At 47.0% G+C, this 25311-nt stretch carries 30 protein-coding genes and 5 pseudogenes; 19 read left to right on the top strand and 16 right to left on the bottom strand.

What is annotated here, in order from left to right; all coding sequences use genetic code 11:
* Nucleotides 1-22 precede the first annotated feature (22 nt).
* From ilvA to ACFO8Q_RS21065, 4 genes are all read left to right on the top strand, one after another.
* Nucleotides 23-1228: a threonine ammonia-lyase gene (gene ilvA / locus ACFO8Q_RS21080; protein ID WP_380028790.1), complete on the top strand. Its 1206-nt coding sequence runs from the start codon at nt 23-25 to the stop codon at nt 1226-1228.
* Nucleotides 1229-1326: 98 nt separating this feature from the next.
* Nucleotides 1327-3486 (top strand): cell division protein FtsA, encoded by a 2160-nt coding sequence (locus tag ACFO8Q_RS21075; protein ID WP_380028788.1) that lies wholly within the window; start codon nt 1327-1329, stop codon nt 3484-3486.
* A 194-nt stretch (nt 3487-3680) separates the two neighbouring features.
* Entirely contained in the window at nt 3681-4559 is an 879-nt protein-coding gene (locus ACFO8Q_RS21070) for a DMT family transporter (protein ID WP_380028786.1), read from the top strand.
* Nucleotides 4560-4701: 142 nt separating this feature from the next.
* Nucleotides 4702-5604, top strand: a complete 903-nt coding sequence (locus ACFO8Q_RS21065) for a PhzF family phenazine biosynthesis protein (protein ID WP_380028784.1) — start codon at nt 4702-4704, stop codon at nt 5602-5604.
* Nucleotides 5605-5651: 47 nt separating this feature from the next.
* Here the strand turns inward: ACFO8Q_RS21065 and ACFO8Q_RS21060 are convergent, their stop codons facing one another.
* Genes ACFO8Q_RS21060 through ACFO8Q_RS21050 form a run of 3 tightly spaced genes read right to left on the bottom strand, consistent with a single transcriptional unit; the run spans nt 5652 to nt 7920 of the window.
* The gene (locus ACFO8Q_RS21060) at nt 5652-6323 is read right to left on the bottom strand and encodes a GNAT family N-acetyltransferase (RefSeq protein ID WP_380028782.1); all 672 of its coding nucleotides are present in this window, start codon (nt 6321-6323) and stop codon (nt 5652-5654) included.
* Nucleotides 6324-6348: 25 nt separating this feature from the next.
* Nucleotides 6349-7020 (bottom strand): GNAT family N-acetyltransferase, encoded by a 672-nt coding sequence (locus ACFO8Q_RS21055; protein WP_380028780.1) that lies wholly within the window; start codon nt 7018-7020, stop codon nt 6349-6351.
* 42 nt (nt 7021-7062) lie between these two features.
* The gene (locus ACFO8Q_RS21050) at nt 7063-7920 is read right to left on the bottom strand and encodes a carbon-nitrogen hydrolase family protein (protein ID WP_380028777.1); all 858 of its coding nucleotides are present in this window, start codon (nt 7918-7920) and stop codon (nt 7063-7065) included.
* Between the two features lie 134 nt (nt 7921-8054).
* Between ACFO8Q_RS21050 and ACFO8Q_RS21045 the strand changes: the two genes are divergently transcribed.
* The 4 genes and pseudogenes from ACFO8Q_RS21045 to ACFO8Q_RS21030 all read left to right on the top strand — a co-directional run.
* Nucleotides 8055-8378, top strand: a complete 324-nt coding sequence (locus ACFO8Q_RS21045) for a winged helix-turn-helix transcriptional regulator (protein WP_380028774.1) — start codon at nt 8055-8057, stop codon at nt 8376-8378.
* 252 nt (nt 8379-8630) lie between these two features.
* Entirely contained in the window at nt 8631-8714 is an 84-nt protein-coding gene (locus ACFO8Q_RS21040; RefSeq protein ID WP_380028888.1) for a putative holin-like toxin, read from the top strand.
* 197 nt (nt 8715-8911) lie between these two features.
* Nucleotides 8912-9097: a spore coat associated protein CotJA gene (locus ACFO8Q_RS21035; RefSeq protein WP_380028886.1), complete on the top strand. Its 186-nt coding sequence runs from the start codon at nt 8912-8914 to the stop codon at nt 9095-9097.
* Between the two features lie 67 nt (nt 9098-9164).
* Nucleotides 9165-9299 (top strand): annotated as a pseudogene (locus ACFO8Q_RS21030) (manganese catalase family protein); the annotation flags it as partial.
* A gap of 52 nt (nt 9300-9351) precedes the next feature.
* Here ACFO8Q_RS21030 and ACFO8Q_RS21025 read toward each other — a convergent pair.
* The 3 genes from ACFO8Q_RS21025 to ACFO8Q_RS21015 all read right to left on the bottom strand — a co-directional run bounded on the left by ACFO8Q_RS21025 (nt 9352) and on the right by ACFO8Q_RS21015 (nt 10410).
* Complete coding sequence (locus ACFO8Q_RS21025) at nt 9352-9612, bottom strand: type II toxin-antitoxin system RelE/ParE family toxin (RefSeq protein ID WP_380028771.1); 261 nt, start codon at nt 9610-9612, stop codon at nt 9352-9354.
* On the bottom strand, nt 9609-9905 hold the full coding sequence (locus tag ACFO8Q_RS21020) for a hypothetical protein (protein ID WP_380028769.1): 297 nt from the start codon (nt 9903-9905) through the stop codon (nt 9609-9611). Before ACFO8Q_RS21020 ends, ACFO8Q_RS21025 begins: the two co-directional genes overlap by 4 nt.
* Nucleotides 9906-10167: 262 nt before the next feature.
* Entirely contained in the window at nt 10168-10410 is a 243-nt protein-coding gene (locus tag ACFO8Q_RS21015; protein WP_380028767.1) for a hypothetical protein, read from the bottom strand.
* Between the two features lie 235 nt (nt 10411-10645).
* Between ACFO8Q_RS21015 and ACFO8Q_RS23895 the strand changes: the two are divergent.
* From ACFO8Q_RS23895 to ACFO8Q_RS20975, 9 genes and pseudogenes are all read left to right on the top strand, one after another.
* Nucleotides 10646-10855: pseudogene (locus tag ACFO8Q_RS23895) on the top strand (IS1380 family transposase); the annotation flags it as partial.
* 4 nt (nt 10856-10859) lie between these two features.
* On the top strand, nt 10860-11348 hold the full coding sequence (locus tag ACFO8Q_RS21010) for an ExeA family protein (protein WP_417323481.1): 489 nt from the start codon (nt 10860-10862) through the stop codon (nt 11346-11348).
* A gap of 36 nt (nt 11349-11384) precedes the next feature.
* A complete protein-coding gene (locus ACFO8Q_RS21005) occupies nt 11385-11591 on the top strand; it encodes a DUF5348 domain-containing protein (protein WP_380028763.1) in 207 nt (68 codons plus the stop codon).
* 251 nt (nt 11592-11842) lie between these two features.
* Nucleotides 11843-12454, top strand: a pseudogene (locus ACFO8Q_RS21000) (transposase); the annotation flags it as partial.
* Nucleotides 12455-12912: 458 nt separating this feature from the next.
* Nucleotides 12913-14116, top strand: a pseudogene (locus ACFO8Q_RS20995) (transposase).
* 200 nt (nt 14117-14316) lie between these two features.
* Nucleotides 14317-14754, top strand: coding sequence for a hypothetical protein (locus tag ACFO8Q_RS20990; RefSeq protein WP_380028761.1), 438 nt, complete (start codon nt 14317-14319; stop codon nt 14752-14754).
* A 294-nt stretch (nt 14755-15048) separates the two neighbouring features.
* The gene (locus ACFO8Q_RS20985) at nt 15049-15282 is read left to right on the top strand and encodes a spore coat associated protein CotJA (RefSeq protein ID WP_380028880.1); all 234 of its coding nucleotides are present in this window, start codon (nt 15049-15051) and stop codon (nt 15280-15282) included.
* A complete protein-coding gene (locus ACFO8Q_RS20980; protein ID WP_380028759.1) occupies nt 15275-15544 on the top strand; it encodes a spore coat protein CotJB in 270 nt (89 codons plus the stop codon). The genes ACFO8Q_RS20985 and ACFO8Q_RS20980 overlap by 8 nt, the downstream gene beginning before the upstream one ends.
* A 19-nt stretch (nt 15545-15563) precedes the next feature.
* Nucleotides 15564-16133, top strand: coding sequence for a manganese catalase family protein (locus tag ACFO8Q_RS20975; RefSeq protein ID WP_380028757.1), 570 nt, complete (start codon nt 15564-15566; stop codon nt 16131-16133).
* A 675-nt stretch (nt 16134-16808) separates the two neighbouring features.
* On the opposite strand, the gene ACFO8Q_RS20970 is transcribed toward ACFO8Q_RS20975, so the two are convergent.
* The 4 genes from ACFO8Q_RS20970 to ACFO8Q_RS20955 form a co-directional block, all read right to left on the bottom strand.
* Complete coding sequence (locus ACFO8Q_RS20970; protein WP_380028755.1) at nt 16809-17252, bottom strand: Fur family transcriptional regulator; 444 nt, start codon at nt 17250-17252, stop codon at nt 16809-16811.
* Between the two features lie 69 nt (nt 17253-17321).
* Nucleotides 17322-17897, bottom strand: a complete 576-nt coding sequence (locus tag ACFO8Q_RS20965; protein WP_380028753.1) for a Na+/H+ antiporter NhaC family protein — start codon at nt 17895-17897, stop codon at nt 17322-17324.
* The gene (locus tag ACFO8Q_RS20960; RefSeq protein ID WP_380028751.1) at nt 17863-18720 is read right to left on the bottom strand and encodes a Na+/H+ antiporter NhaC family protein; all 858 of its coding nucleotides are present in this window, start codon (nt 18718-18720) and stop codon (nt 17863-17865) included. The genes ACFO8Q_RS20965 and ACFO8Q_RS20960 overlap by 35 nt, the downstream gene beginning before the upstream one ends.
* Nucleotides 18695-19285: a DUF502 domain-containing protein gene (locus ACFO8Q_RS20955; RefSeq protein WP_380028749.1), complete on the bottom strand. Its 591-nt coding sequence runs from the start codon at nt 19283-19285 to the stop codon at nt 18695-18697. The genes ACFO8Q_RS20960 and ACFO8Q_RS20955 overlap by 26 nt, the downstream gene beginning before the upstream one ends.
* A 106-nt stretch (nt 19286-19391) precedes the next feature.
* Between ACFO8Q_RS20955 and ACFO8Q_RS20950 the strand changes: the two genes are divergently transcribed.
* Entirely contained in the window at nt 19392-20018 is a 627-nt protein-coding gene (locus tag ACFO8Q_RS20950) for a lytic transglycosylase domain-containing protein (RefSeq protein ID WP_380028747.1), read from the top strand.
* Between the two features lie 60 nt (nt 20019-20078).
* Here the strand turns inward: ACFO8Q_RS20950 and ACFO8Q_RS20945 are convergent, their stop codons facing one another.
* The 5 genes from ACFO8Q_RS20945 to ACFO8Q_RS20925 all read right to left on the bottom strand — a co-directional run bounded on the left by ACFO8Q_RS20945 (nt 20079) and on the right by ACFO8Q_RS20925 (nt 23641).
* Complete coding sequence (locus tag ACFO8Q_RS20945; protein ID WP_380028744.1) at nt 20079-21326, bottom strand: FAD-dependent oxidoreductase; 1248 nt, start codon at nt 21324-21326, stop codon at nt 20079-20081.
* Between the two features lie 210 nt (nt 21327-21536).
* Nucleotides 21537-22583 (bottom strand): calcium/proton exchanger, encoded by a 1047-nt coding sequence (cax, locus tag ACFO8Q_RS20940; protein WP_380028742.1) that lies wholly within the window; start codon nt 22581-22583, stop codon nt 21537-21539.
* Entirely contained in the window at nt 22580-22858 is a 279-nt protein-coding gene (locus ACFO8Q_RS20935) for a GIY-YIG nuclease family protein (RefSeq protein ID WP_380028739.1), read from the bottom strand. The genes cax and ACFO8Q_RS20935 overlap by 4 nt, the downstream gene beginning before the upstream one ends.
* Before the next feature lie 60 nt (nt 22859-22918).
* A complete protein-coding gene (locus tag ACFO8Q_RS20930) occupies nt 22919-23260 on the bottom strand; it encodes a 2Fe-2S iron-sulfur cluster-binding protein (protein WP_380028737.1) in 342 nt (113 codons plus the stop codon).
* Entirely contained in the window at nt 23261-23641 is a 381-nt protein-coding gene (locus ACFO8Q_RS20925; protein WP_380028735.1) for a DUF309 domain-containing protein, read from the bottom strand. It lies immediately after the preceding gene.
* 167 nt (nt 23642-23808) lie between these two features.
* Between ACFO8Q_RS20925 and ACFO8Q_RS20920 the strand changes: the two genes are divergently transcribed.
* On the top strand, nt 23809-24369 hold the full coding sequence (locus tag ACFO8Q_RS20920) for a shikimate kinase (protein WP_380028733.1): 561 nt from the start codon (nt 23809-23811) through the stop codon (nt 24367-24369).
* 161 nt (nt 24370-24530) lie between these two features.
* Here ACFO8Q_RS20920 and ACFO8Q_RS20915 read toward each other — a convergent pair.
* Nucleotides 24531-25243: pseudogene (locus tag ACFO8Q_RS20915) on the bottom strand (MFS transporter); the annotation flags it as partial.
* Nucleotides 25244-25311 lie beyond the last annotated feature (68 nt).

Genomic DNA, 25311 nt, shown 5'->3' with positions numbered 1-25311 from the left:
CCAACCAACCAGGAGGTTCAACATGCTTACACTAAAGGATTTTCAGACCGCCAGACAGAATCTCGCAAGCGTTATCCATACAACTTCTCTTGAACGTTCCAGCACGTTTAGCCAGCTGTCTGACAACGAAGTATTTTTGAAAATGGAGAATTTGCAAAAAACGGGCTCCTTCAAAATTCGCGGAGCTTACAATAAAATCGCCACTCTTTCACCCGAGGAACGAAAACGGGGAGTGATTGCCGCATCGGCGGGAAATCATGCCCAAGGGGTGGCCTATGGCGCGAAGCGGATGGGAATTCCATGCACGATTGTGATGCCGGAAGGAGCTCCCCTCACCAAGGTAGAAGCCACAACCGGTTATGGGGCAAAAGTCGTTTTGCACGGTCCCAATTATGATGCTGCCTATCAATACGCCCTGCAGCTTCAGGAAGCCAACGGGATGACATTCGTTCACGCCTTCAACGATGCTGCCGTGATTGCGGGTCAAGGCACAATTTCCTTGGAAATTATGGAACAATTGCCTGATGTGGATGTGATCGTAACCCCGATCGGGGGCGGCGGGCTCGCAGCCGGGGTTGCTATGGCGGCCAAACTGCTGAAACCGGACATCCAAGTGATCGGTGTGGAGGCGTCGGGAGCTGCGAGTATGCTGGCGTCTCTCAGAGCCGGACAAGTCCATACCCTGGAATATGTAGAAACCATTGCCGACGGAATCCAGGTAAAACGTCCCGGCGACCTGACCTTTGATCTGGTGCGCCAATATGTGGACGATGTCGTCACAGTGGATGACGACCAAATCACAAAAGCAATTCTTTTGTTAATGGAAAGAAGCAAGTTGGTTGTTGAGGGAGCAGGCGCCGTAGGTTTGGCTGCTGTTCTCGATCAGAAAATTGCCGGTAAAGGAAAGAAAGTAACGGTGCTTCTATCGGGCGGCAATGTGGATGTGAACCTCTTGTCCAAGATTATCGAGCGGGGGTTGGTCGAAGCGGGCCGCTACTTGCGGCTCGTCACTACTGTTCCGGACCGGCCGGGCGTTTTGCTTACGATGGCCAAAATTTTCGCTGAGGAAAAATCAAACGTCATTTCCATTCATCATCACCGGATGGGCGAACGAATCGTTCTTGGACAAGCGGAGGTCGAAGTGAATCTGGAAACAAGGGATCGGAAGCACATCCAACGAATTCTTAAGAGACTGGGTGATGCCGGTTTTACTTACACCATCCGGTAAGTGTACTTAAATTTGACTTTCTGTGCCCCCAACAGAGTACTTGGACTAAGCTTCTCAGCTTCACTTCACTTTGTTGGGCTGTTGTGGGAGGAGAAAAGATGGCGGGCAGAGACCTGATTTTTGCGCTGGACATTGGAACACGTTCTGTAGTGGGGCTTGTGGGGCGTTATGGAGACAACGGACTCGAAATTCTTGCAACTGAACAAATGGAGCACGCCAACCGCGCGATGCTTGACGGGCAGATCCACGATGTTGTGCAAGTTGCCTCCGTTATTACAAAGGTGAAACAATCCTTGGAACAGCAAGTCGGCCCCTTGCATAAGGTTGCAGTAGCCGCCGCCGGCCGCGCATTAAAGACCGTTCGTTCCAAAGTGGAGCGGGAAACCAACGGGGAACGAATGACCAAAGATCTTGTCCTGGCGATGGAACTATCCGCCGTTCAGCAGGCTGAACGCCAACTGCAAGCTACGATGCCGGATGCAGCCCGCTACCATTGTGTCGGTTATACGGTGATTCATTATCTCCTTGACGACTCGCCAATCGGGTCACTCATCGATCAGTCGGGGCTTGTCGCAAGCGTGGAAATCATCGCAACGTTCCTGCCGCGTGTGGTAATTGACTCCTTACAATTCGCTCTCGAGCGTTCCGAGCTTGAGATGGCGGCACTCACCCTTGAGCCTATTGCTGCCATCAATGCACTGATTCCTCCTTCGATGCGCAAATTAAACCTTGTCCTCGTGGATATAGGAGCCGGAACATCGGATATCGCAATAACAGCTGAGGGAACCGTAACGGCCTATGGCATGGTTCCGTTTGCAGGAGATGAAATTACGGAGGCTTTGTCGCACAAATATCTGCTCGATTTTCCGGTGGCAGAATCGGTGAAACGCCGGCTGTTGTTGAATGGCAGCGTCTCTTTTACCGATGTTTTGGGGATTGAAAGCGAACTGCCTTCCCGTGACGTAATCGCATCGATTGATCCGGAAGTAACGGATCTGGCCCGGCGGATTGCCAATGAGATCCGCCAGTTAAATGGAAAATTCCCACAAGCCGTTATGTTGGTAGGGGGCGGCTCACAGACCCCGCTTCTTCCCCAACGACTTGCCGAGGTTCTCGGGCTTCCTAAAGAACGTGTTGCAATCCGTGGTGCAGATGCAATCGGACAGCTTCTGACCAAGAATGAAAAATTGTCCGGTCCCGATGCCGTTACCCCGGTTGGAATTGCGTTGGCAGCCATTCATGCGCCGGTCTCGTCCGTGTCCGTTCGTGTGAATGGACAAGCGGTCCGATTATTTGAATTCCGACAAGTCACAATCGGAGATGCCCTGCTGGCTGCCGATATTGAAATCAGGAAACTGCATGGACGGCCCGGCATGGCGCTGACCGTGGAAGTACACGGGTTGATGAAAACTTTAAAGGGAACGCTCGGAACTCCCGCTTCCCTCCTTTTGAACAATCAACCGGCTCATCTGGACGATACGGTTCAGCATGGAGACGAAATTGAGATTATGGAAGGGAAACCCGGGATGGATGCGCAGGGAGTTATTTCGGATGTACTTCCCGACTGCCAACCCTATACGATCACAGTGAATGGCGAGGAACGACTGATTCATCCGGTGATCCGCATGAACGGGCAAATCGTAACACCGGACACTCCGCTGGCGGACCGGGCTCAAATTACGATGCACCTGCCGGAAGCTTTGATCGATGTATTGCCTGTGCTTGGTTATGAACCGGAAGCTTTTCGGGACCATTCGGCCTCCGTAACTATAAATGGGGAAATTCGAACCGTACGTGTGGAAGGCGGCAAAATTTTAAATAACGGAACTCCTGTACCCTTGCATTCAACTCTGAGGCCCGGTGATCAGCTTGCGATTATCTCAGAAAAACGTTCAGAAATTCGACTTCGTGACGTTCTCAATGCTGAAGAATACGAGAGGCAGAGTATTCAAGTCATCGTGAACGGCAACAGAGTCCAATTGTTTGGCCCGGCCCCGTCGTTGGAGCTTAACGGAAAACCCGCCGCCCCGGATGATTTGGTACCGGAGTTTGCCACTCTCACCGTTCGCCGGGAACCATGGATTCCTGTATTTTCACATATATTTCAATACGTTCATATTGACCGTGACCGCCCGGCAAACGCCATAAACTTGCGGATGGAACTGAACGGAGAAAAGGCCGAATTCTCAGCTCCGCTGAAAGATGGAGATCTTATTTTGATCGAGTGGCTGTTCAAAGATTCGCAAGAGGTGGGGTAATCTGGTAAGATGTTGCTACCGGATTCCACGTACTTACATTTCACCGAAGGGAGGAACTGGCATGTGTCTCACTTTGTTTGAGAACGATCAACCCGTAGTTCATTCCCATCTCTAAGACGGGGATGAACAGTTGATTGTCATGCTCCGTCTTGGGGATTCACATGATCCCTACTGGAACGGAGGTTATTTTTTCGATGAGAAGTTCTGTCTTTGGAACCGTATGTTTATCGTTAGCCGCAAGCATTTGGGGAGGAATGTACGTAGTAAGCAAGTATGTCCTGGAATTCATCCCCCCATTTACTCTTCTTTGGCTGCGTTATGTGATTGCTTTCCTTCTGTTGGCTGCAATTCTGTTTGTGACGGGACACTATAAGGTAGAGAAAAAGGATTGGCCGCTCTTTGTCTGGATCGGATTTATCGGCTATTTCGTATCCGTAGGCACCCAATTTGTCGGAACCAAGTATTCGGACGCACACACCGGGGCCTTGATTACCTCGGCTGCTCCGGCATTTATTCTGTTTTTTGCCCGCCTGTTATTAAAAGAGTCGTTGACCGCCCGGAAACTGATCTCCCTTCTCTTGTCCACCGTAGGAGTGGTTACGGTGATCGGCTGGGGTATAAAGGGCGACAGCAATTTCTGGGGGAACATCTCCCTGGTGATTGCCGCCGTTACGTGGGCGCTATTGTCCGTCTTTGCCAAAAAAGGATCGGAAAGGTACTCCCCTTTGTCGATTACGACCTACTCCCTGCTTTTTGCGATCGTGTTCACCACGCCGGTGATGATGTGGGAACTTGAGACACAGCCTGCGGATTTCCTCTCAAGTCCGTTGGTATGGTGGGGTATCCTTTATCTTGGGATTGTATCCACCGCGGGTGCCTTCTTTTTGTGGAATAAGGGAATGAAGTTAATGGACGCGGGGACCGGTTCTCTGTTCTTCTTTTTTCAGCCGGTGGTCGGTTCGTTTTTGGGGTGGCTCCTGCTCAACGAACATTTGGACTGGAACTTTTTTGCCGGTGGGGTCTTGATTGTGGCCGGAGTGATCATAGCGACTCTTCAACCAAGGAAAACCTAAACATAAGATTATCTCAATTCTGACAGGGATTTGCCGAACAACGGTAAATCCCCTATTCTTTTATTCTTATAGTACCTATGGTAAGATGTTGCTATTATATTCCATCGGAAAAAGACCAGTTTCCTGGAAAAGGGGCCTGTACATGCAAAAAATCAAAGTCTATCATTACGATGCATTCACCACCGTTCCCAATAAAGGCAATCCGGCAGGAATTGTCTTTGAGGCGGAAGATTTGACGGATCAACAAATGGTAGAGATCGCCCGGAAGGTCGGTTTCAATGAAACATCGTTCGTTCTGGAATCTGAAGTTGGGGATTACAGAATCCGTTTTTTCACGCCAGGACATGAGATGAATCTCTGCGGTCATGCAACCATCGCAACTTGGTACGCTTTAAAAACAAGAGGTTTTTTGCATGGGAATGGTTCTTCTGCTGAATTCTCGCAAGAGACAAAAGCGGGAACCCTGCCAATCCGAATTGAGACGTCTGCAGATGAAACGACGCTTGTTTGGATGAAACAAACTCCGGCAGAATTCATCCCATTCGAAGGTTCACTCGATCACCTTGCGCAATCAATCGGCCTGACAATGGACGATCTGGATCTTTCCCTCCCGGTTGTATACGGCAGCACCGGAATCTGGACCCTACTGGTTCCGATCAGGAAACTCGACGCCTTTAAAAAGATGGTTCCCGACAACCAGCGGTTCCCTTCCTTGTTAAACGAGATGCCCCGTGCATCCGTTCACCCTTTTTGTCTGGAAACCTTTGATCCGACAGCTGATATGCACGGTCGCCACTTCTCCTCTCCCTTCTCCGTGACGGTAGAAGATGCGGTAACCGGAACGGCTTCGGGAGTAATGGGCGCCTACTATGCGAAGTACATAAAAAGGGATGAGTTCCAACAACAACTGATCGTGGAACAAGGGCAAGAGATCGGGCGGGAAGGTCGAGTTCAAGTTCACGTCACCCGACCAGGCGATCAATTTCATGTTGAAATTGCGGGGACAGCGGTGTATGTAAAGGAATTTGAAGTGGAGATCCAATAGGGAAAAACATTCCGGGCGGAGACTTAACGTCTGACGCCCGATAACATTTAAATCGGCAGCAGCTGCACGGAATCCTTTGCCTCCAGATTTTCAATCATGTCAAACCAAGAGTTGGGTTTGTTCGAAAGAACGGAATAATATCGTTTGAGAAATTGTACCACCAGATCTGTTTGCAGTGCTTCCACGTTGTCGTCCATAGCGAGAAAACAGAAGTCTAATCCTGTGACAGCCTCCCCGTCATTGTTCCATGATGGATGGACATAAGGGAAGTCCAAACGTCTATACCCGAGATGAGACAAGACCTCCCGACGAACAAATGGATTCATCGGCATGATTCCTCCAAATTCAAAACCTTCGACCCTATAGGGATCATAGATTTCAGCAAACACGCCGTATAACTGCTTTCCGTTTTTGGCAGCCAAATCGAGCAGGTCGTCCTGCCTCTTCTGGTATAAGAAGCGACCGATTCCCAAGCCGGGCTTTCCGATAATGGTGAAATCAGTCATCGCAACATTAAAATCTTCATAATACCGGTACTCAGTGGCACCTACCACATCTCCATCTTTGACGGCAACAAACACACGGATACCCGGATCCTCCAAAGGCTCTTTCCAAAGGTCAAATTCCAACACTTCCTCCGGGGGAAACACTTCTTGCATCAATTGGTGCATTTTTTTAAACAAAGGATCGTCAATACTTGTAATCCGGCGATATTCCATTTCAACACTCTCCCCGTAGAAAGATTTAGCCATAAAAGGGATTTTTCCATTCCATAAGAGTCCCGTAATTGCAGGATTCTTCATCCTCCAAATAGTTAGCCACAACTTTTACTGGAGTGCGGCCGCAGCGAAGCAGAAAAGTGATGACAGGGTCCTTCAGTTCGCCTTTCACCACTGCTTGGAGATATTGTTCTGCTGTCATTTCCTCAGCTTTTTTATGATAGCCGGGCATTCGGCCTCCCCCTAACAAGCGGTGCAAATTCTTGTGCACAACCACCTCATACATGGAGAGCATTACCCATTTGCCCAATCCCAATTTTCGGAAGGAAGGTCGTATACTGATGTCAACAACGTAAAGCGTATTTCCATTCGGGTTATGGTTGCGGATATACCCTCTGTCCGTGATCTCTTCCCATGTGTGTTCCGGATGATCAGGATCAAAATCCACCAGCAGCCCCGTCATGGATCCAACAACTTCTCCGTTGATCTCGACACATAAGGCACCTTCCGGAAACAGAGTGACATGGTTATGCAGCTGTTCCCTTGTCCACCATAGTTCAGATGGGAAAGGCGGAGGAAAGCACTCCTGCTGAACACCGATCAGACTTGCAAAATCCTCTTCCTTATAGTTTCGAATGACCGCTGGCATAGGGTGATCACGATCACGATCGAAAACAAATAACTCCTTTCGATACATTCCGCTACCTCCTAACTGTGGATACCAAGTGGTCTCCTTTTGTTATTTCCAGTCCGTATAAAGATCGGTACGTCGATCACGCCAAGTGGTAACCGAACCGCTCTCGCGAACCTGATATAACAATTCGAGATCAAGGTCCGCCGTAACCACCATATCCTGATTGATTTCACCTTCCACCATAATCCCGCGGGGCGGGAATGGAATATCGTTAGGCGTAATCACAGCCGCCTGCCCATAATTCGCCCGCATAAAATCGACCGTTGGCAAAGACCCCACCGTACCTGTAGTTACCACATACACTTGATTTTCCACAGCCCGGGCATGGCTTGTGTAGCGGACCCGGTAAAAACCATGGCGATCATCTGTACACGAAGGACAGAAAATGACATCCGCTCCCTTTGCCTTTGCCATCCGGACGATTTCAGGGAATTCAATATCATAGCAAGTCAACATGGCAATCGTGCCCTTCTCCGTCTCAAACACTTCCAGGCTTTCACCGGGCGACATGTTCCATTCCTTAACCTCGGTTGGCGTAATATGAAGCTTGGGTTGTTCCGCAATTCTTCCATCCGGATAGAACAAATGGGCTACATTATATAAATTGCCGCCTTTACGGATGACATGGGTCCCCCCGATAATATGCAGTTTTCTTTGCTTGGCAAAATTCGAAAACAGAGAACGGTATTGCTCCGTAAAATCCGGGAGGTCCTCAATGCTCAAGGCATGTCCCTGGTCATTTCCAATCGACATCAGTTGCGTTGTGAAAAATTCAGGAAACAGGACAAACTCCGCTCCAAATTCTTCAGCTGTTTTGACATAATGCTCCGCCTGCCTCGCAAAATCCTCAAAGGACCGGATTGTATGCAGATGGTATTGGACTGCCGACACTCTTATTTTCATGGGCTCCTCCTTTTTGCGAGTGACTCAATAGAAGTTATGATACGATTATTATTGATTTTATTATTCGTTTGGTAAAGTACATACTTTTCCGTAAGGGAGTATCCTACAACATACTTTTAGGGAGTTTGACGTGAATGGGAGATCAAGATTTTAAGAATTCGGTAGAAGCTACATTAAAGGTGATTGGAGGCAAATGGAAACCCATGATCCTCTGTCATCTGCAGGAAGGCACCAAACGATTCGGCGAATTAAAGCGGGAAATGCCTGAGATTACGGAAAAAATGTTAACCGAGCAATTGCGTGAATTGGAGCAGGATGGGATTATCCATCGCAAAGCCTACATCCAAGTGCCTCCAAAAGTGGAATATTCTTTGACTGAATACGGGAAAACCCTACGCGAGGTTCTTGATGTTATGTCCCGTTGGGGAAGCAAGCACAGGATGCGAAGAACAGAATAGTTTACAAAATTGGGCATCTGCCCATCACAGGAACGTGCGTGTTTGAAAACGTATTGTCCCCCCAACCTACTGTTGGGTTTTCAAACGCCGAATTTACCGCAGATGATCAAATAAAGAGGCCGGTATTATATGATGGCCCGGTAAAAAATAAAAGGGCCAACAATGGCCCAATATTTGGTATACTATCTGCGTACAATAGAATCGGCTCTCAAGGGTGACCAAGGCTAATCCCCTTTGAAAGGGGGTGATGCCATGACGGTATACGAAGCATTGTCCCTGATGATTGCATTTGGGATATTGGTTGCGACGATGCTGTCTCAGAATAAAAAGAAGTAGGTCACCCTTGAACTTTTTGGGGAAGTCCGGGTGACGTTTCTTCTGTCGATCGACTCCAATTGAGCCGTGGCCCCCTCCCGGCAGCATCGTAAAGTGCCGTGAAAGTAACTCCCTTTCTCGCTTTGTCACTTCGTCTATCGATTCCCCAACACTTCCAATCCTGATTCGATCCCAAGCCATGCCCCCCAGACTCTTATCTGCGACTTGTCGAATCCTTTAGCAAAACAAGTGAGAAACCGCTTCCATTCCTGGATTTCCAACCGCCGAATTTGCCGCAATTTTCCCTGATGGAAGCGTTAAAGCACGGCGTACTGTGGCCGATTTTGTATAGTCCCTATGACGGTCAGGTAGTACGTCACGAAGCGAGGGAGAAAAATGAGTGAACAACGAACGATGGATCAACGCTACTACAATCTCCTGCATCAACTCCAAGCGTTAGACTTTGTCCTTAAATTCTTGATGGAGCAGTACGGCGGTGCTGACGGGGAACTGGCGGCCGCCCTCCGGTACCTCAATCAGCGTTGCACAATCCCCCCAAAAGTAATCGGCCTTCTAACAGATATAGGAACCGAAGAATTGGAACACTATAGTTATCAATGATAACCAATAAAGAGACCAGCTATGGCCTCTTTATTAATCACAGACGATTCAATATGTCATGATGCCCGCATCGGTATAAATAGATGGCATCCTCCGTCATCTCAAACACAATTCGAAGATCCATCGATGCAGAGGCCTCCCATAACGATTCTGTCCCTTGGATTCGTTTGACTCGTAACGACGGGTGGCGAATATCGTGTCCCATCAGTTCCAACGCACGAATAATTCGTTTTTGTTCCTCTTTAGAATCTAGTTTTTTAAAATCTTTTACGAATCGGTTGGAGCTGACAATGTTCATGATTCCGACTCCTTCTCAAGTTCTTCCACCAATTCATCCATGGAGCCATAAGTTTTAAATCTTCCTTCCTGGAAATCCTCACGCGCTTCTCTCATCCCTTCTTGCCATTCTTTCGTCCAGAACCATACCTGATCAGCCGGGATCGTCTTCATCGGCGTGAGAATCACCCGCCCGTTCTCTTCGATTTCAACCTGAAACAAATCTCCTTCCTCAATAGGAAGATGTTTTTTGAGCAATCCAAGGTTCACAAGATTTTTCTTTTGCAATTGAATATTCCCTACAATTTTCGACACGTATATTCCACCTTTCCGATATTCCGAATTTCCTTCAAACACATCATACCACCTTTCCGAACGAATCGCAATAATTCCGAAGTCGCAATATGTTCACCTCATTTGAAACAGAGAAGGATGTATGGAACTATCAATCAGTTCAATTTCAATCCAAACTAAATAACCTTAGCCCGGCAGAATACCAGACTAAGGTTGCACAGTAACACCCCTTATTGATCACGGTCTAACTTGACAGGGGTAACATCATCTTAACGCTTCTAACTTAGTTAGCAATGTCACCTTCTTCCGTGGATGAATCTCGCGCTTCAGGTTCCCGGGGAGGAAGACCGGTTAAGTGAGCCTGGATTGCCCTCAACATTCGGTTATTGTCACGAACAACACCCAGAATTTCATTTGTCACAACAAAATGTCTTTCCATGATCTGGCGCATTCGTTCCATATCTGGCATGCTCACCTGACGAAAATCTTCAACCGGATAATAACTATACTGCTGATACCAATACATCTATCTTCCTCCCTTCAAAATTCACTCTATACCTTACGAATTATTCATTTGTCCGGCTCGCCTATTTTTCACGATTCACGTTTCAAAGTTTATGTTTGGACTTGTTGCTTTTTTGGTTAGCTTTATCCCGAATTTCGAAAGTGACATAGCTTTAAATTGCTAAAAAAGTGCCCTAATCTTTGGTAGAATGGTGTTTGAGAGAACAACATCACCCAAAGAAAGGAGCACCCTTTAGGTGAAGTCTACCACAAATACCTCCCAAATTAAAACTGAATTTACCCTAAAAAACGCCACTTCTTACGCTGGTGGCAAGGTTGTCTTGGATTTCCTTGAGAAAATAAAGTTGGAAGCTGCGTTTCGACAACTCGACTGTGCCAAAGGTGGTAACTCCATCTTTCCTTTCTGGAAGATTCTTCTCTATCTTGTAGTCGGCTGGTTGCAAGGTGGATCTGTTCCGTCAAATTCAACAGGCGATTACGACCTTGTATCAAGATCGAAAGATCACGCCCGTGCTCATTCTGGACGAAATGCAAATGGCCAGGGATCAGTTTCTCAGCGATTTGAACCTGCTGTTTAATTTTCAGATGGATTCGTCGAACCCCTTTGTGCTTTTGCTTTGCGGCTTACCGTATTTACGGGATCGGCTGACGCTGAACCACAACCGCCCGCTTGCCCAGCGGCTGCTTGTGAGTCACCATGTCGAACCGCTGAGCAAGGAGGAAGTGAAAGGCTACATCACACACCATATGAACGCTGCGGGAGCCAAACACCCGATCTTCACCGATTCTGCCATGGAAGCCATTGCGGCTGCAACGCAAGGGTATCCCCGACTCATCAACAAACTTGGCACACACGCCCTCCTGCACGGGTATTTGCGTAAGGCCGAACAAATCGATGCCGACATGATCCGCATCGCAGCGCAAGAGAACGGGATGTGACGCGCAGGATGCGAACCCATAGAGACGGCCCGAATATTGTACTGTACCCGGACAGACCGCTGGGAAATCCATGACGTCTATGCCAACCCCGTTCCTCTGCATTGCGGGGAGTCGTTTGAGATGAAAGTCGGAACGGTTTTTCTTCCTTGTCGAATCGAGTTAGATCACGATTGGGTGATTTACTTCTTCAACACCCGATTTCATCTGCATCCGGAGGTCAGCTACTGGATTCGAGTAGAATAGAGCGAGTATACAGCGATCTTGTTCAATAAACAAGGGCTATAAGGACAAACGAGCAGTCAGGATATTTCCTGATTGCTTATTTATGGAAAAAAACCTGAGCCGAACTACCGTGATAATGTGAAAATCCCATTTCAATCATACTCGAATAAACTGCAAAACAGAGCATAAAAACACCACTTTCATGCTGCTTTATTTTGCAAATACAATGCTGGATCAATGTGAAAATTCACAAAGAGTTTTACCGGTTTTGAGAACAGAAACGAATCGGCTATGTAGGAAAGCTTAAATGGACAAATCGTTTGCAAGATGCGATTTCTACTTGTAACCATTGGAAGCGCTATGTCGACGAGGATGTAGTCATTGAAGGAGTCGCCCTGATTTATCAGGCTACCACATGGAAGAAACCCCGGCGTGTTGCGATAATCCGGAAAGCCGAACGCTATGATTTGGATCAATTGCAACTGTACGATTTTCTTTGGGAATACGAAGCGATTGTGACCAACCTGGATTGGTCACCGATTGATGTCTGGCGGTTCTACAACCAACGGGCATGTGTAGAGAATTCGATCAAAGAAGCCAAGAACGGGTTCTCCATACATGCTATTGCAAGTTCCGATTTTGAAGCCAATGAAGTCGACATGCTCATCAAGCTTTTCACCTATAACCTGTTTCAACGCTTCAAGAAAGACTGTTGTGATCCCATCCACCAAGGGTTTACGATACAACGGTTCCGTCAGGACTTTCTACAAGTTGCAGGGATATTGGTGAGTCACAGCAGAACCGTGATCCTCAAAATCGCCGATTCTTTCAGCAATCGTTGGATCTTGGAGCAGATGATGGTAAGGGTAGCCCAATTGGAGTGAATTGGGAAAAACTTAATGGAAACTACGAGAGCCCGTATCGGTGGGGAGGGGGGAAGTGTGCCCAAAAACGAGAAATAATTACCATATCATGTAAAAACGCTTCCAATTTCCAGACCAACCCACAAACTCCCATTCGAATCGAGGCTCTCTATAATGGGCTTTCGAAATTTGGGATTATGAAATACAAATCTTTACTAGCAACATTACTGTTAGTATCCGGAATAGGATTTGGAATAGCTAACGCCTCTCAAGAAAATAAGCCTACCTTTAATCCAATTCAATCATACAAAAAAAAAAAAATAAACACATCAAAAGATGGGTTATTAAACTGAGAGTTTTGCATAATTCTAAGCCCTTGTGACACAAGGTTTTCAGAGGAATAAAAAAGGACTTCACCCCCAATTTGGAGAAAGTTTCAAGTGAGCAAACCATCCACTTTCACCATGGAGGGAAGTCACTTGTATATTCTCCAAGAATCCTTATTTTCCTTCGAAGATTTGTTAAAACTTGAGTCACATGAGCGATTAAACCTATTCTTTTGCTGCTTTAGATCTTCGACCGTATGCCAAGGAATTGAGAAGTCCATCACCCCGAGGAGCCAAAGGTTGTAACCGAGAAGCGATATTACGAGCCCTCCTGGTGGCTCCGCTAGAAGGCATTTCTACTTTTACTGCCCTTCGGAACCGACTTGTTTCCGATCTGCGGTTTCGCTACCAATGTGGGTTTCGTTTGGACCAGGAAGCCCCCTCTGTCTCGACACTTAGCCGTGTGTTTCTGCGGATTGTTCAAAAAGGACTCGCAGAAAAACTGTTCAACGATCTTGTTCAACAGTGTCGATTGGAAGGAATCATCGACGGGAATCATACGGCCATCGATGCGGCTGGCATCGGAGCGTTTGAGCGAAAACAGCCGAAATCCCGATGTCAACTAACCGGAAATGCTTCATGGGATGCCAAATTTGACTCATTTGGGAATAAGATCACATGGTTTGGCTATAAAATTCATCTTGCCGTGGACACGAAAAGTGAATTGCCCATCGCATTGGAAGTGACGCCCGCCCATGTCAATGACGGAGATATGGCGCCGTCGCTGATGAGCAAAGTGGTTGCACAGGTAGGCAAAACGGTCAAATACTTCATCATGGATGCCGGGTATGACCAGCTCAAGAATTATGAAGCCGCTCGTAAGCATAAAGCTCAAGCGGTCATTCCACTGAATCTTCGGAATGAGAAGGAACCGCCAGCCGGTTTCTCCTCAAACGGAACTCCCCGTTGTTCCATGGGATACGAGATGACCTATTGGGGAGCACACGGTGATTGGTTGAAGTTCCGTTGTCCGCATGCGGTCGGTAAAGTCGACTGTCCGCACGGCACTACTTGGTGCTCACCTTCCAACTACGGAATGGTCTTGAAGGTCAACGTTAAGGAGGATATCCGTAGGTTTTGCAATCCTCACCGGGATACAACGAATTGGAAACTTCTTTACAATGAACGAACCGCTGTAGAGCGTTGCAATTCACGGTTGAAAGAGTATCTCACAGCGAACGATGTGCATGTTGGAGGCATTGAGAAAGTGAAAACCCATGTGTATCTCAATGCGATTGTTTTGCTGGCAACGGTGTTAGCCATTGCTAAGGCAAAAACTAAAAATCAGGCTGCTTAAACCAAAAACAAACATCCAAAATCTAAAATTCTGTAGGTATGCCCTTTTGACTGTCACCCTTTAAAGAACGAAAGCGACACTATCCATTACAAACGGCTCTTTCTTTTAGCTTTTTGTAGAATTGCTAATTCTGCAAAACGCTCAAACTATAAAAAAGAGTCCGAGAATAAACTGAACCATTTTACGGACGGACTATAGATATGGACAAGGTTGTTTCAGAGCTGGGTAGGAAATCGGAAGTATCTCGGAAATCGGAAGTATCGCGGATTCTTGCCGAAATGCGCGATCTTATTGACAAAGGCGAAGCAGATACCCCGAACATGATGAGTAAAATTGATAGTCTAATGCAAGTAGTACCCGAAGCAAAGTTTGAGAATCAACGTATTCTTTTGCAAGGAAAAGCGCGTGAAAAAGGACTTCCAGACCCCGCGCCCGCATTCCCATTCGGTGACAAAGAAACGGAAACTTACGAAAAAATTAGGCATTTAGACGTTATCCCATTCGTGGCATATATAGACGAACTCGCAGCTAACGCGGGTATGTACGCTTCGGACCTTTCAACCGAACAAAGACGGGCTAACATGAAGAAAGTACTCGATACCTTCGATCTTTATTCCCGATACTTGTCGAACAAATAATTTGTACAATCCAAAGGTTCAAGTGGAGGGTGAAAAGAAAAATGAAAAATAAAATTATTTATAGCATGGTTTCTTTCCCAAGGAATCCAGCGGATGAAACCGGCGACCTCACCAAGAAACTCCGGTCTACTCAGCAAGCATGCTTCCCGGTTTGCCGGTGGGGAAGCAAGCACAGGAAGCCAATAAGAGAGTAAGTTCACAAAATTGGGCATCTGCCCATCACCGGAACATAGGTGTTTGACATAGGGTAAAGTGTCTACTCTGACCCGCAAGGAGGTTTCGATGTTGCATCCTATGTATTCCCAGATACGGGCTTACCACCCCTACGTCAGTCCGTTTGATCCGTGCCCTCCCCTACTCATTAAGACCTACATTGTGCCTCCCAATCTGTTCTTGGGTTTCCAACCGCCGAATTTGCCGCAGTTTCCCCCGATGGAAGCGTTAAAGCATGGCGTTCTGTGGCCGATTTTGTACAGTCCCTATGAAGGACGGGGAGATGCTCTGGAAGTGAGGGAGAAAAATGAGTGAACAGCGCACAATGGATCCCCGGTACTATCAACTTCTTCAGCAATTGCAAGCCTTGGACTTTGTACTTGTTGAACTCAACCTGTATTTGGATACCCATCCGCTGGATCGAGATGCCATCCAGCAGTATAACCGACACGTTCAGGATCGTTGGAAAGTTGCACAAGAGTTTGAAGCTCACTATGGCCCGTTAACCCATTTTGGTCACAGCTATTCCGGTACTCCGTGGCAGTGGAATAATTCCCCATGGCCTTGGGAGGTTTAGGGTCTAAGGAGGAACGAACATGTGGATTTATGAAAAGAAGCTTCAATACCCCGTTCGAGTCAGCAAATGCGATCCGATGATGGCCAAATTTCTGATGGAGCAATACGGCGGAGCGGACGGGGAGCTGGCAGCCGCCCTCCGGTACCTGAACCAGCGTTACACAATCCCCCCAAAGGTAATCGGCCTTCTGACGGATATCGGAACAGAGGAATTTGCTCATCTTGAGATGATTGCAACGATGATCTACAAACTGACGAAAGACGCCACTCCGGAACAAATGGAAGCTGCCGGATTGGGGGCCCATTTTGCAGTTCATGACAAAGCCCTCTTTTACAGCAATGCAGCAGGAGTGCCATGGACCGCCGCTTACATTCAGGCAAAAGGTGATCCAATCGCCGATCTCTATGAAGATATTGCGGCAGAAGAAAAAGCCCGGGCCACATATCAATGGCTGATCGATATGACCGATGATGTGGATCTGCAGGACGCTTTGAAGTTCCTTCGTGAAAGGGAGGTCATTCACTCTCAACGATTCCGCGAGGCGGTCGAAATCCTGAAAGACGAACAGGGAACCAAAAAATTGTTCTAGGAAGTTGACCCCCTTCAAGCAATTCACAGGGGGTTTTTCCTGTGTCTTTGAACATAAATCGTCCCTCCTTCATTTATTACCCTTTCACAAAACCCAATTGATTCCCATCCGGATCACGAATGGTGAATCTTCATTTGAACACCCTCCCCTGTTTCAGTATAAGAAAAAGTTCCCTACTTTACAAAAAATCTCCTTCCTCCAGATCCTTGACGGCCATATTTTTAATTTGCGAATTACACTCACTAGTCGTAACGACTAGAAATGTGAATGATATAGCCGGGAACTATATGGGATCGATGGAAACTGGGGTCACCTGGCAGATCTACCCGGATCGCTGCCGAATTAAAATGGTTCGTTTCCAAAACAAAAGCTGAATCACCATCAGGGATTCAGCTTTTTATATACTGCCTGTTGAATATAGATATTGGAGATACAGCATATACCCGGCGCCGCTCAATCCAAACAATAGCGAGACCCATAGGATCATCTTATCACGAGGTCTCATTTTGCGTCTCTGCTTCATGATCAGATGCCTCCTTCATGCAGGTGATCGAACAATTTCCACCATCACGGCTATCAAACAATATAGACTATACAGGAAACAAATATGCAGAATGCACCAAAAAAGACATGCACCATCGGTACACGTCTTGTCAGGCAGGCGATCAACATCAGTTAGTTTTCGACAGCTTGTTCCTTTTGACAATCTTCACATACTCCATAGAACTCGAGCCGGTAAGCTCGTATGTTAAATCCATTTCTTGTGGCCTCCGGGGAAAGAATCTGTTCTACCTCGGGTGACTCTATATCAATGACAGTTCCGCACTGATCACAAACCAAGTGTGCATGTTCCGTTTCATTCCCGTCGAAACGACTTGAACCATCTCCGTAGGACAGTTCCCGGATGACTCCCATTTTGGTCAAAGTATGCAGGGTGTTATAGACGGTAGCAAGGGATATGCCGCCCAATGCTTTGGAAACTTCGTGGTGAACCTGTTCGGCCGTCGGATGACTGTGGGTTTCTTTCAGGTACCGCAGAATCCACTGCCGTTGAGGAGTTAATCGAACACCATTTGCACGAAGCTCCGCGATTGTTTCTTCAAATCCCATCCGTTGCATCGTCTTCACCTGCCCTTCTTAATATCTTAACATAATTCTAATCTTTTTATTGTTCCAATGTCAAACTGCTTAATACGTGCCCGGAACTTCCGGGCTGGATTGAGTTCTTCGCAATAACCCCATGGCAATCGTCAAAACAGGCAGCATCCAGAGAAAATAAGCATACGGCCAGTACGTCAACGTGGCAATCCCCATTGCTGTCGAGCAAAGGATCGCATGCAAATTCCAGGGAATTAGCGCAGATACCACAACGCCGGAATCCGCCAGAGTGCGGACCAGATTTTTCGGTTTCACCCGTAATTCTTCATACTTCGTCTGCAGCATTCGACCTGGAATTAGAACCATCAACGTTTGATTGCAGAAAATCAGACCTGCGGTTATTGAAGTCAACGCGGTTGCTACAAGCAAGCTTCCTTCCCGTTCGATTCGTTCCAGCAATCCACCTATCAAGCGCTGCATCATGCCGGAAGCTTCCAAAATTCCGTTTAATGCCCCGGCAGACAAGATGATCAGCACCACGTGAAACATGTTCCAGATGCCTCCGCCTTGCAGTAACACACTTCCATCTGACGCCCGAATCGAAAATCCGTTCCAAAGCAAAAGCGCAATTTCAGCCAGTGATCGCCCCTGAACATAGTATGCCAATCCTGCCCCCCAACAAGATTCCCAAGATCAAATTGGTTCGAATCGGCACTCGCAATCCTGCAAGCAGCAAAACCAACAGGGGCGGGATTAAAACAACCCACGGGAGATGGAAAACAGACTGCAGTCCTGCAATCTCCCGCTCGCTCCCGTCCACAGAAACACCGGAGTCAACCGCTTGATACCCAAGCCAAGTATAAAGTACAAGGCAGATCAGAAATACCGGCACCGCAGACCTTACGATATGGCGAAATGTCTCATCTGACTTGATGTTCGCAGTGGCAGCCAATAAGTGCAACGTGCCGGACAACGGAGATGTACGATCCCCCACCATTGCCCCGGAAATGAGAGCCCCTCCGATTAGGCCACTTGGAATCCCAACCACATGAGCCAATCCCGCGAGTGCGATCCCCATAGTGGAAAGGGTACCGATAGATGTTCCAAGCAGCATGGACATCCCAAAGGTAAGGAGAAAAGCAATCACCACCAGAAATTGGGGAACCACCAACCCCATCCCATAGACGATCAGGCCTGCGACAGTGCCGCTGGCCATCCAAACCGCAATGACTCCACCAATTAACAGTAAAATCGTAACCACAATAAAAGTGTTTCTCATCCCCGCATAACTCGCGAGCAGAAGAGATGGCAGCTTCCATTTATGAGCCACAGCGATAATCAGGGCTGTAAACCACCCGGCCAAAAGCGCCAAATAAATCGGGACATCGTGAAAGAGAAAGAGTGCGGCAAATAAAGATACGATGGACACGACAAACGGCAGCGCAGACAAAATCAGTGAAATTTTACGCTGTTCCCCTGCTTCCATCATGGCCGCTCACTCCTGCTGACAGAATAAATCGCATCGCATCCTCCGGAGCCAGATCGAGAATCTCTACATCCTCTTTCGGAACCAGTACCGTGAAACCGGCTATCTGAAACGATTGCGGTACATAGACAGCGATATGCCCTTCCAAATCACGGGACAGTTTTTCCAATTCTTCCGAAGTAACAAAGCCAACCATCCGCATAGACGTGTTGGCAAGTCGTACTGACGCAACCTTTGAAAAAGAACGCTTCTCTCCAAAGAATGACTGAATCGTCTCCTTCACGATCGAATACAAACTTTTCACCACAGGAATCCGGCTGAGAAAACGTTCAAACAAGCCCAGAACGGACTTCGAAATATATCGAGTGGCCAACCATCCCACCAATGTAATGAGGATAACGCTGATCAACAAGCCGATCCCCGGTATGTATCCCTTGTAACGCTCTCTCAAAAATTGCCCCAACAGGTTATCCAGGAAAGTGAACACCTCAATCACCACATACAACACCAGGGCAATCGGCGCGGTCGTAATAATACCGTTCGCAAAATACTTCATGAATCGCTTCATCCGGAACCTCCTATACCAAAAGACCTATGACTCTATTCAGTTTACCTTGTATCCGCTTCTCTAGTAAACTGTTGGTAATGATTCCGACGAAGGAGCGAACGAGGCAATGGATCCAAAAACCATCAGCGCATACATACAACTTCGAGCATTGCAAGTAATGCCTCTCTCTTCTGAACAGCCATCCGGGTACGCAGAGCTATTCAGTGAATATCTGACCACTTTGCTTGCTGACCAGGCGCTGTCCCAGACAAGCATCCCCTCTTCTCAACTTCCACAGAGCCCGAAATCGATGGTGAAACAGCTTCCGGCAGTTGCTTCCTCGAAGCGTGTGCAGCCGTTCTCACAAACCCATGGCGACATCGATGCTTTAATTGAGAAAACGGCCACCAAGCACGGGGTTGATCCCAAGTTGGTCCGAGCGGTCATCCGGCAGGAGTCCAATTTTCGCCCGGATGCCACCTCCCCCGTCGGCGCAATGGGCCTGATGCAGCTCATGCCGTCGACCGCCAAGGAGCTCGGGGTAACAAACGCCTATGATCCTGCACAGAATATTGATGCAGGTACCCGCTACCTGAAAAAAATGCTGGACCGCTATAACGGAAACGTCTCGCTCGCCCTGGCTGCCTATAATGCCGGTGCCGGAAACGTGGACAAGTATAACGGGATCCCGCCGTTTACCGAAACCCGCAATTATGTTGCGAACATACTCAAGAATTATCACGGGTTGGCATAAAAGAAACCCCCTTTTTCAGACAATGAGTCTAAAACAGGGGGTCTGTTCAGTCCAGATAATTTAGCTGTATTGCGGAAGCAGTTTGTTTCTGTTATTCACATACGCATCTGCACCCATCGCAACGATTGCACCGTCTGCGGCCGCCACAACGGCTTGCTTGACTGGTGTCCGGCGAGCGTCTCCGCCTGCAAATACACCGTCAATATTTGTTTTCAAGAACTCATCCACTTCAATATATCCGTCTGCGTCCCTTTTTATTTCATCGCCGAGAAACTCGGTGTTAGGCTTATTCCCCGCCATGTAGAAGAACACACCGTCAAGCTCATACGTTACCTGTTCGCCATCCGGCTTTTGCACCAGTACTCCTTCAAACTTATCGGTTCCCACAACTTCACGAACCCGGTGCTGCCAAAGAACCTCAATGTTGTTGTAGCCTTCGACCGCTTTAATATCCGCTTCGCCCTGCAATTTCTTGGTCGGAATAAAGAAATACACCTGCTTTGCAAATTTGGCAAGAGCAATCGCTTCCGTCAGAGCTTCCTCATTATCACCGGATACACCGACAACCCGATCTTGGAAAAATGCCCCGTCACAGGTTGAACAATAGCTGACTCCCCGACCTGTAAACTCTTCCTCGCCTTTTAGTTTCTTGTTGGTTCCTCGTGCTCCGACTGCAATGAACACCGTCTTTGCCTTGATTACTCCTTCCGGAGTTTTCAATTCTTTAATGTCGTCTTTCAAGTTGGTCGAAAGCACCGATGTTCTTACGAAAGTGGCCCCAAATCCTTTCGCCTGACGGCGGATCCGATCCACAAGCTCCAAGCCGGTTACTTCTTCATTCACTCCCGGATAGTTGGCAATCTTGTGTGTAATCGCGAGTGCCCCCGCTCCCGGCGCTTTGTCCAGAACAATGGTCTTCATTCGGCCGCGTGCCGCATATACCGCAGCTGATGCACCCGCCGGACCGGAGCCTATGATGGCCAGATCGTATACTTCTTTAAACATGTCATCGGAGAGAACGGAGAAAATTTCATCCGTATCCTGGTTGGGATCATTTTTCTTTGGAGTTGCTGTTTCCTCAACCCCCAGATATGCCTTCATCTTATTCGGGCGGTATCCGATAAACGCTTCCCCGTCAATAAACGTAACAGGTGTCGAGAACATGCCTTTTTCGTGCAAGTCGTTGAAGTAATCCGGATTTTCCGTAACGTTCCGTTCTTCGTATTCAATACCCCAATTCTTGAGATCGTTTTTGATCTTCTCACAATAAGGACAGCCAGTGCTGGAATATACAATCGCTTTTTTCATAACGCGTGCTTCCTCCTTTGATTCGTACTATATAATCCCGAATCTCCATTACCTTATTTGCTTTAGAATAATTCTAATATGATACTTACTTTATAGAACTCCGGGACGAATGTCAACCGATCCTTCTGGAATTGTAAGCCTGAACACATTTTGAAAAAAATAAAAAAAGCAGTTTCCTTGTACAAAAGAAACTGCTTCTTCAAGTTCGCTCTACAAAAAGTAAAACCCGATTCCGATAATCAAATAAGCACCTAGCGCCATGGCACCTTCAAGCCAGTGTGACTCCCCGTCATTAGCAATAAAGGCTGTCAGTAAAACGGCCAAACTCATCGCCGCAAGCTCCGGCCAGGAGAATACCAAAGGTAAAGGGTTACCTAAAAACCAGCCGGCAAATACGAGAAGAGGTGCCACAAACATAGCGATCTGCAGGGAGCTGCCGACAGCGATTTCCATGGATAAATCCATTCGGTTTTTCCAAGCCATCAATATCGCTGAGCTGTGTTCAGCCGCATTCCCGATAATAGCCACAATGATCACACCGATAAACACTTCTGACCAGCCCAATGTATGGGAAACGGTTTCTATCGTGTGAACCAACGTTTCGGAAACATAGGCGACCGCCAAAGTGGCCAGAGCCAATATGATGGAGGCTTTCTTCATCGACCACTCAGCCACTTCCTCTTCCATATCCCCCGCAAAGTGAAACACGTGCCTATGCGTAATCAAAGCAAAGTACAATCCCAACAAATACAAAGCCAGTGACACGACAGCCACACCGATGCTTAAATTATTTGCTATATTCGGATTTTGCGCAGAGAAAATCGCCGGGATAATGAGGGCAATCACCACCCCCAACATCATCATGGAAGAATTAGTGCGGGCAATTGACGGATTAAACTTCTGGACCGGGTACTTTATTCCTCCAACCAGAAAACTGAGCCCTGCCACCAACAGCAAATTTCCGATCACCGATCCGGTCAGTGAAGCTTGCACAACTTGGGTCAGCCCCTCCCGCAGCGCAAGAAAGGCAATGATCAACTCCACCGCATTGCCAAAAGTTGCATTGAGCAGTCCCCCGATACGCGGTCCGCTGTGAATGGCAATGCTCTCTGTGGCCCGGCCCATAATGCCGGCCAATGGAATAATGGTAATGCAAGCCAGTGCGAATAATAAAACCTCATCAAAATGCATCAGATTCCCGATAACAGTTAAGGGGAGAAAAACAACCAAGATAATCGTTAAAATCCTCTGAATCATACTCCATCTCCTTCTTCATTTCGGGTCAAGAGACAGACCGACCGAATTAACTCTTCTTTCTGTCTACGAGTCAACTGCTTGATCACGTGTTCACGCCGCATAGCGGCAGACTTATCCGGGCAGGTCTCAACATAACGAAGACGAACCGGCCCTCGCCCACGTGTGTATTTTGCCCCTTCGCCCTTGTTATGCTCATCCAGTCGTTTTTGTATGTCAACCGTATACCCGGTGTAAAGTGATCCATCGCTGCATTCGATTATGTATACGTAGGCCATCTCTGTCTCCCAACCGGATTTTACCAAAATATATCATAGCACCTGCATCCCTGCCAGCAGCTAATCCGAATCTCTGCTCTCAATTTTTTGTCTGATCACCCGTTCAAGAGGAGATTCCGGAATGGTGATCACTGCATCACCTGAAACTTTACACTGGCAGGACAAACGATACCCGCCGGATAATTCCTCCTCGCTGAGCAAACGATGTTCAGATTCTGTCGGTGGAATTAAAGGGGTGCCGCTCTCCACTTTGACCTTACAAGTTCCGCAGCTTCCTTTCCCTCCACAGCGGTGTTGGATTGCTACCCTCCCCAACATGGCAGCTGTCAGAAACATCGAACCTACACGTACATTCACTGTTTTATTGTTCGGCAAGATAGTTACCGTTGCTTTTTTCATCATCTACCTCGATTCCTCCATAAGTTCCAAACGAATTCCCTTAATTCCCAGCATGTCCACTTCCTCCCGTTCCATTTCAATCACGTCCGGAATTTTTTTCAAACAATCATCAATATACGCAATCACCTGCTGCACGTTGATTCGCCTATAATGCGGCAAGTAAGGAGTTACTAGTGACTTCGCCCTGGAAAAAAGGTATCTCGCCCCCTTGATGTTCCCGTTTCGCAAGTGAAAGATCGCGACCGCGACCTGAATCATGCCTTTGTAAAAATCGATTCGATCACTGTGCCACAAATCCTCCAAGACTTCGTGAGCTTCAAAATAGTCTTCTTCATTCATATATTGCAAATACGCAAGAAACTTCTGCGGAATCGGTTCATCCATAAAGGTCATTCCTTTCGTTGACATCCGGCACCGGCCAAGCGATAGAATTGAACTCGCTTGGATATTTCCTTTACTATCATAATCAATCTTTGCCCACTCAGTGTGAAGCTGTTATGATAAGTATACATTGTATTATCGACTTTTGGATTGAAAGGGAAGCTTAACAAATGATCGGTGAGATACCTATTCGTGAAAAAAACATTGTATTGATCGGCTTCATGGGTGTGGGCAAGACTACAATCGGAACACTTGTGGCTAAAAAATTATATCGAGGCTTTATTGATATAGATAAAGAAATCGAAGACAAATGCAATATGCCAATTACTCAAATTTTTGAAGATCTTGGTGAGAAGAAATTCCGTGAAATCGAAAGGGATCTAATAATTGATACTTGCCTTAATACACGTCTAAATGTGATTTCTTTAGGAGGTGGCGCTTATCTGCAAGAGGAAGTTCGAAAAATTTGTTTATCTCATTGTATCGTCTTTTTTCTGGATTTATCCTGGGATTCCTGGCAGGATAGGATTCCGTTAATAATTGATAACCGTCCAGTATTGCAAAATAAAACGATAGAAGAGATTGAACAAGTATTTCGAACGAGAAGAACTGCATACTCTCTCCATAATTCGAAAATCTCAACAGACAATTTAAATCCTGAGGAAGTTGCCGATTACATTGTGGAATCCTTGAAACTTGCCTGGGATATTTATCAGCCACACAATGATTAATCTTCGAACCTTATCCAGATTTCGAAATCTAATGTCAAAACAAACAAGGCCATCCTAAGGGGATGGCCTTGTTCTTTTTTAAAGGCATAAAAAAGGGGATGTTTATGTCCTCTATCTCTTTTTCCTTTGCCAACTGAAACATAGCCGACTTTTCTGTCCATTTAGTTTGCATACTGGACATGCTGAGACGATTCTGTAGCCGCAGGTGGAAGCGGTTCCAAATCTGTGAGGAGGAAAGCATAACTCAGAATCCCGAAGACCAGAATAATCGCTGCTACCAGGAACGCGTACATAAAGGATCCTGTGGCTTGAACGATAAATCCTGTGGCAATTGGAGCTACGATTGCCATCGAATGTTTCCAAAGGTTAGAAGTCCTGTCAAAGTTCCCACACTTCCCTTAGGAGCAATAAAAGTTGGGATGCTATACGCAACCGCGGACGTAACTACAAGACCACCAAGTGCCATTGAAATCCAAAATACAGCAATAGTTGGGCTATGGGTGAACGCTGCACCAATGATTGACAAACCGAAAATCATGCCCGTGACTAAAAATATTTTGAACACACGTGTTCTATTATAGCCCTTATTGATGAGACGATCAACGAGCCAGCCACTGATCACAATTTCTGTGATTGTACCTACAATCCATGGAATCGCCGCGTACCCGCCAGATTTCAAGATTGACATGTTCATCTCAGTTGCGAGGTATGATGGAAGCCAGGTTAGGAACAAAAACCATGAATATCCATAGGCTGCAAATCCAATAAATACTGCCCACACCTTACGTTTTGTTAACAGGTAACGTATGTTTTTCATTGCACTGCCCGACGCTTCTTCTGAACTTTGTGACCCGCCTTCGGTAATATATTTATACCTGAAATATTCACGGAACGACTTTGAACAAATCATGAATCCAATTAGATCAAGGAAAAACGGGGATA

Origin of the sequence: Effusibacillus consociatus (assembly GCF_042652925.1) — a bacterium.
In the GTDB taxonomy this organism is placed as follows: Bacteria; Bacillota; Bacilli; order Tumebacillales; family Effusibacillaceae; genus Effusibacillus; species Effusibacillus consociatus.
This window is presented reverse-complemented; position numbering and strand designations above follow the sequence as displayed.

Bases quoted from the DNA above. Each gene is read 5' to 3' on its own strand.
- ilvA (WP_380028790.1), top strand. From the start codon at position 23: ATGCTTACACTAAAGGATTTTCAGACCGCCAGACAGAATCTCGCAAGC.
- ACFO8Q_RS21075 (WP_380028788.1), top strand. From the start codon at position 1,327: ATGGCGGGCAGAGACCTGATTTTTGCGCTGGACATTGGAACACGTTCT.
- ACFO8Q_RS21070 (WP_380028786.1), top strand. From the start codon at position 3,681: ATGAGAAGTTCTGTCTTTGGAACCGTATGTTTATCGTTAGCCGCAAGC.
- ACFO8Q_RS21065 (WP_380028784.1), top strand. From the start codon at position 4,702: ATGCAAAAAATCAAAGTCTATCATTACGATGCATTCACCACCGTTCCC.
- ACFO8Q_RS21060 (WP_380028782.1), bottom strand. From the start codon at position 6,323: ATGGAATATCGCCGGATTACAAGTATTGACGATCCTTTGTTTAAAAAA.
- ACFO8Q_RS21055 (WP_380028780.1), bottom strand. From the start codon at position 7,020: ATGTATCGAAAGGAGTTATTTGTTTTCGATCGTGATCGTGATCACCCT.
- ACFO8Q_RS21050 (WP_380028777.1), bottom strand. From the start codon at position 7,920: ATGAAAATAAGAGTGTCGGCAGTCCAATACCATCTGCATACAATCCGG.
- ACFO8Q_RS21045 (WP_380028774.1), top strand. From the start codon at position 8,055: ATGGGAGATCAAGATTTTAAGAATTCGGTAGAAGCTACATTAAAGGTG.
- ACFO8Q_RS21040 (WP_380028888.1), top strand. From the start codon at position 8,631: ATGACGGTATACGAAGCATTGTCCCTGATGATTGCATTTGGGATATTG.
- ACFO8Q_RS21025 (WP_380028771.1), bottom strand. From the start codon at position 9,612: ATGAACATTGTCAGCTCCAACCGATTCGTAAAAGATTTTAAAAAACTA.
- ACFO8Q_RS21015 (WP_380028767.1), bottom strand. From the start codon at position 10,410: ATGTATTGGTATCAGCAGTATAGTTATTATCCGGTTGAAGATTTTCGT.
- ACFO8Q_RS20990 (WP_380028761.1), top strand. From the start codon at position 14,317: ATGGACAAGGTTGTTTCAGAGCTGGGTAGGAAATCGGAAGTATCTCGG.
- ACFO8Q_RS20985 (WP_380028880.1), top strand. From the start codon at position 15,049: ATGTATTCCCAGATACGGGCTTACCACCCCTACGTCAGTCCGTTTGAT.
- ACFO8Q_RS20980 (WP_380028759.1), top strand. From the start codon at position 15,275: ATGAGTGAACAGCGCACAATGGATCCCCGGTACTATCAACTTCTTCAG.
- ACFO8Q_RS20975 (WP_380028757.1), top strand. From the start codon at position 15,564: ATGTGGATTTATGAAAAGAAGCTTCAATACCCCGTTCGAGTCAGCAAA.
- ACFO8Q_RS20970 (WP_380028755.1), bottom strand. From the start codon at position 17,252: ATGCAACGGATGGGATTTGAAGAAACAATCGCGGAGCTTCGTGCAAAT.
- ACFO8Q_RS20960 (WP_380028751.1), bottom strand. From the start codon at position 18,720: ATGATGGAAGCAGGGGAACAGCGTAAAATTTCACTGATTTTGTCTGCG.
- ACFO8Q_RS20955 (WP_380028749.1), bottom strand. From the start codon at position 19,285: ATGAAGCGATTCATGAAGTATTTTGCGAACGGTATTATTACGACCGCG.
- ACFO8Q_RS20950 (WP_380028747.1), top strand. From the start codon at position 19,392: ATGGATCCAAAAACCATCAGCGCATACATACAACTTCGAGCATTGCAA.
- ACFO8Q_RS20945 (WP_380028744.1), bottom strand. From the start codon at position 21,326: ATGAAAAAAGCGATTGTATATTCCAGCACTGGCTGTCCTTATTGTGAG.
- cax (WP_380028742.1), bottom strand. From the start codon at position 22,583: ATGATTCAGAGGATTTTAACGATTATCTTGGTTGTTTTTCTCCCCTTA.
- ACFO8Q_RS20935 (WP_380028739.1), bottom strand. From the start codon at position 22,858: ATGGCCTACGTATACATAATCGAATGCAGCGATGGATCACTTTACACC.
- ACFO8Q_RS20930 (WP_380028737.1), bottom strand. From the start codon at position 23,260: ATGATGAAAAAAGCAACGGTAACTATCTTGCCGAACAATAAAACAGTG.
- ACFO8Q_RS20925 (WP_380028735.1), bottom strand. From the start codon at position 23,641: ATGGATGAACCGATTCCGCAGAAGTTTCTTGCGTATTTGCAATATATG.
- ACFO8Q_RS20920 (WP_380028733.1), top strand. From the start codon at position 23,809: ATGATCGGTGAGATACCTATTCGTGAAAAAAACATTGTATTGATCGGC.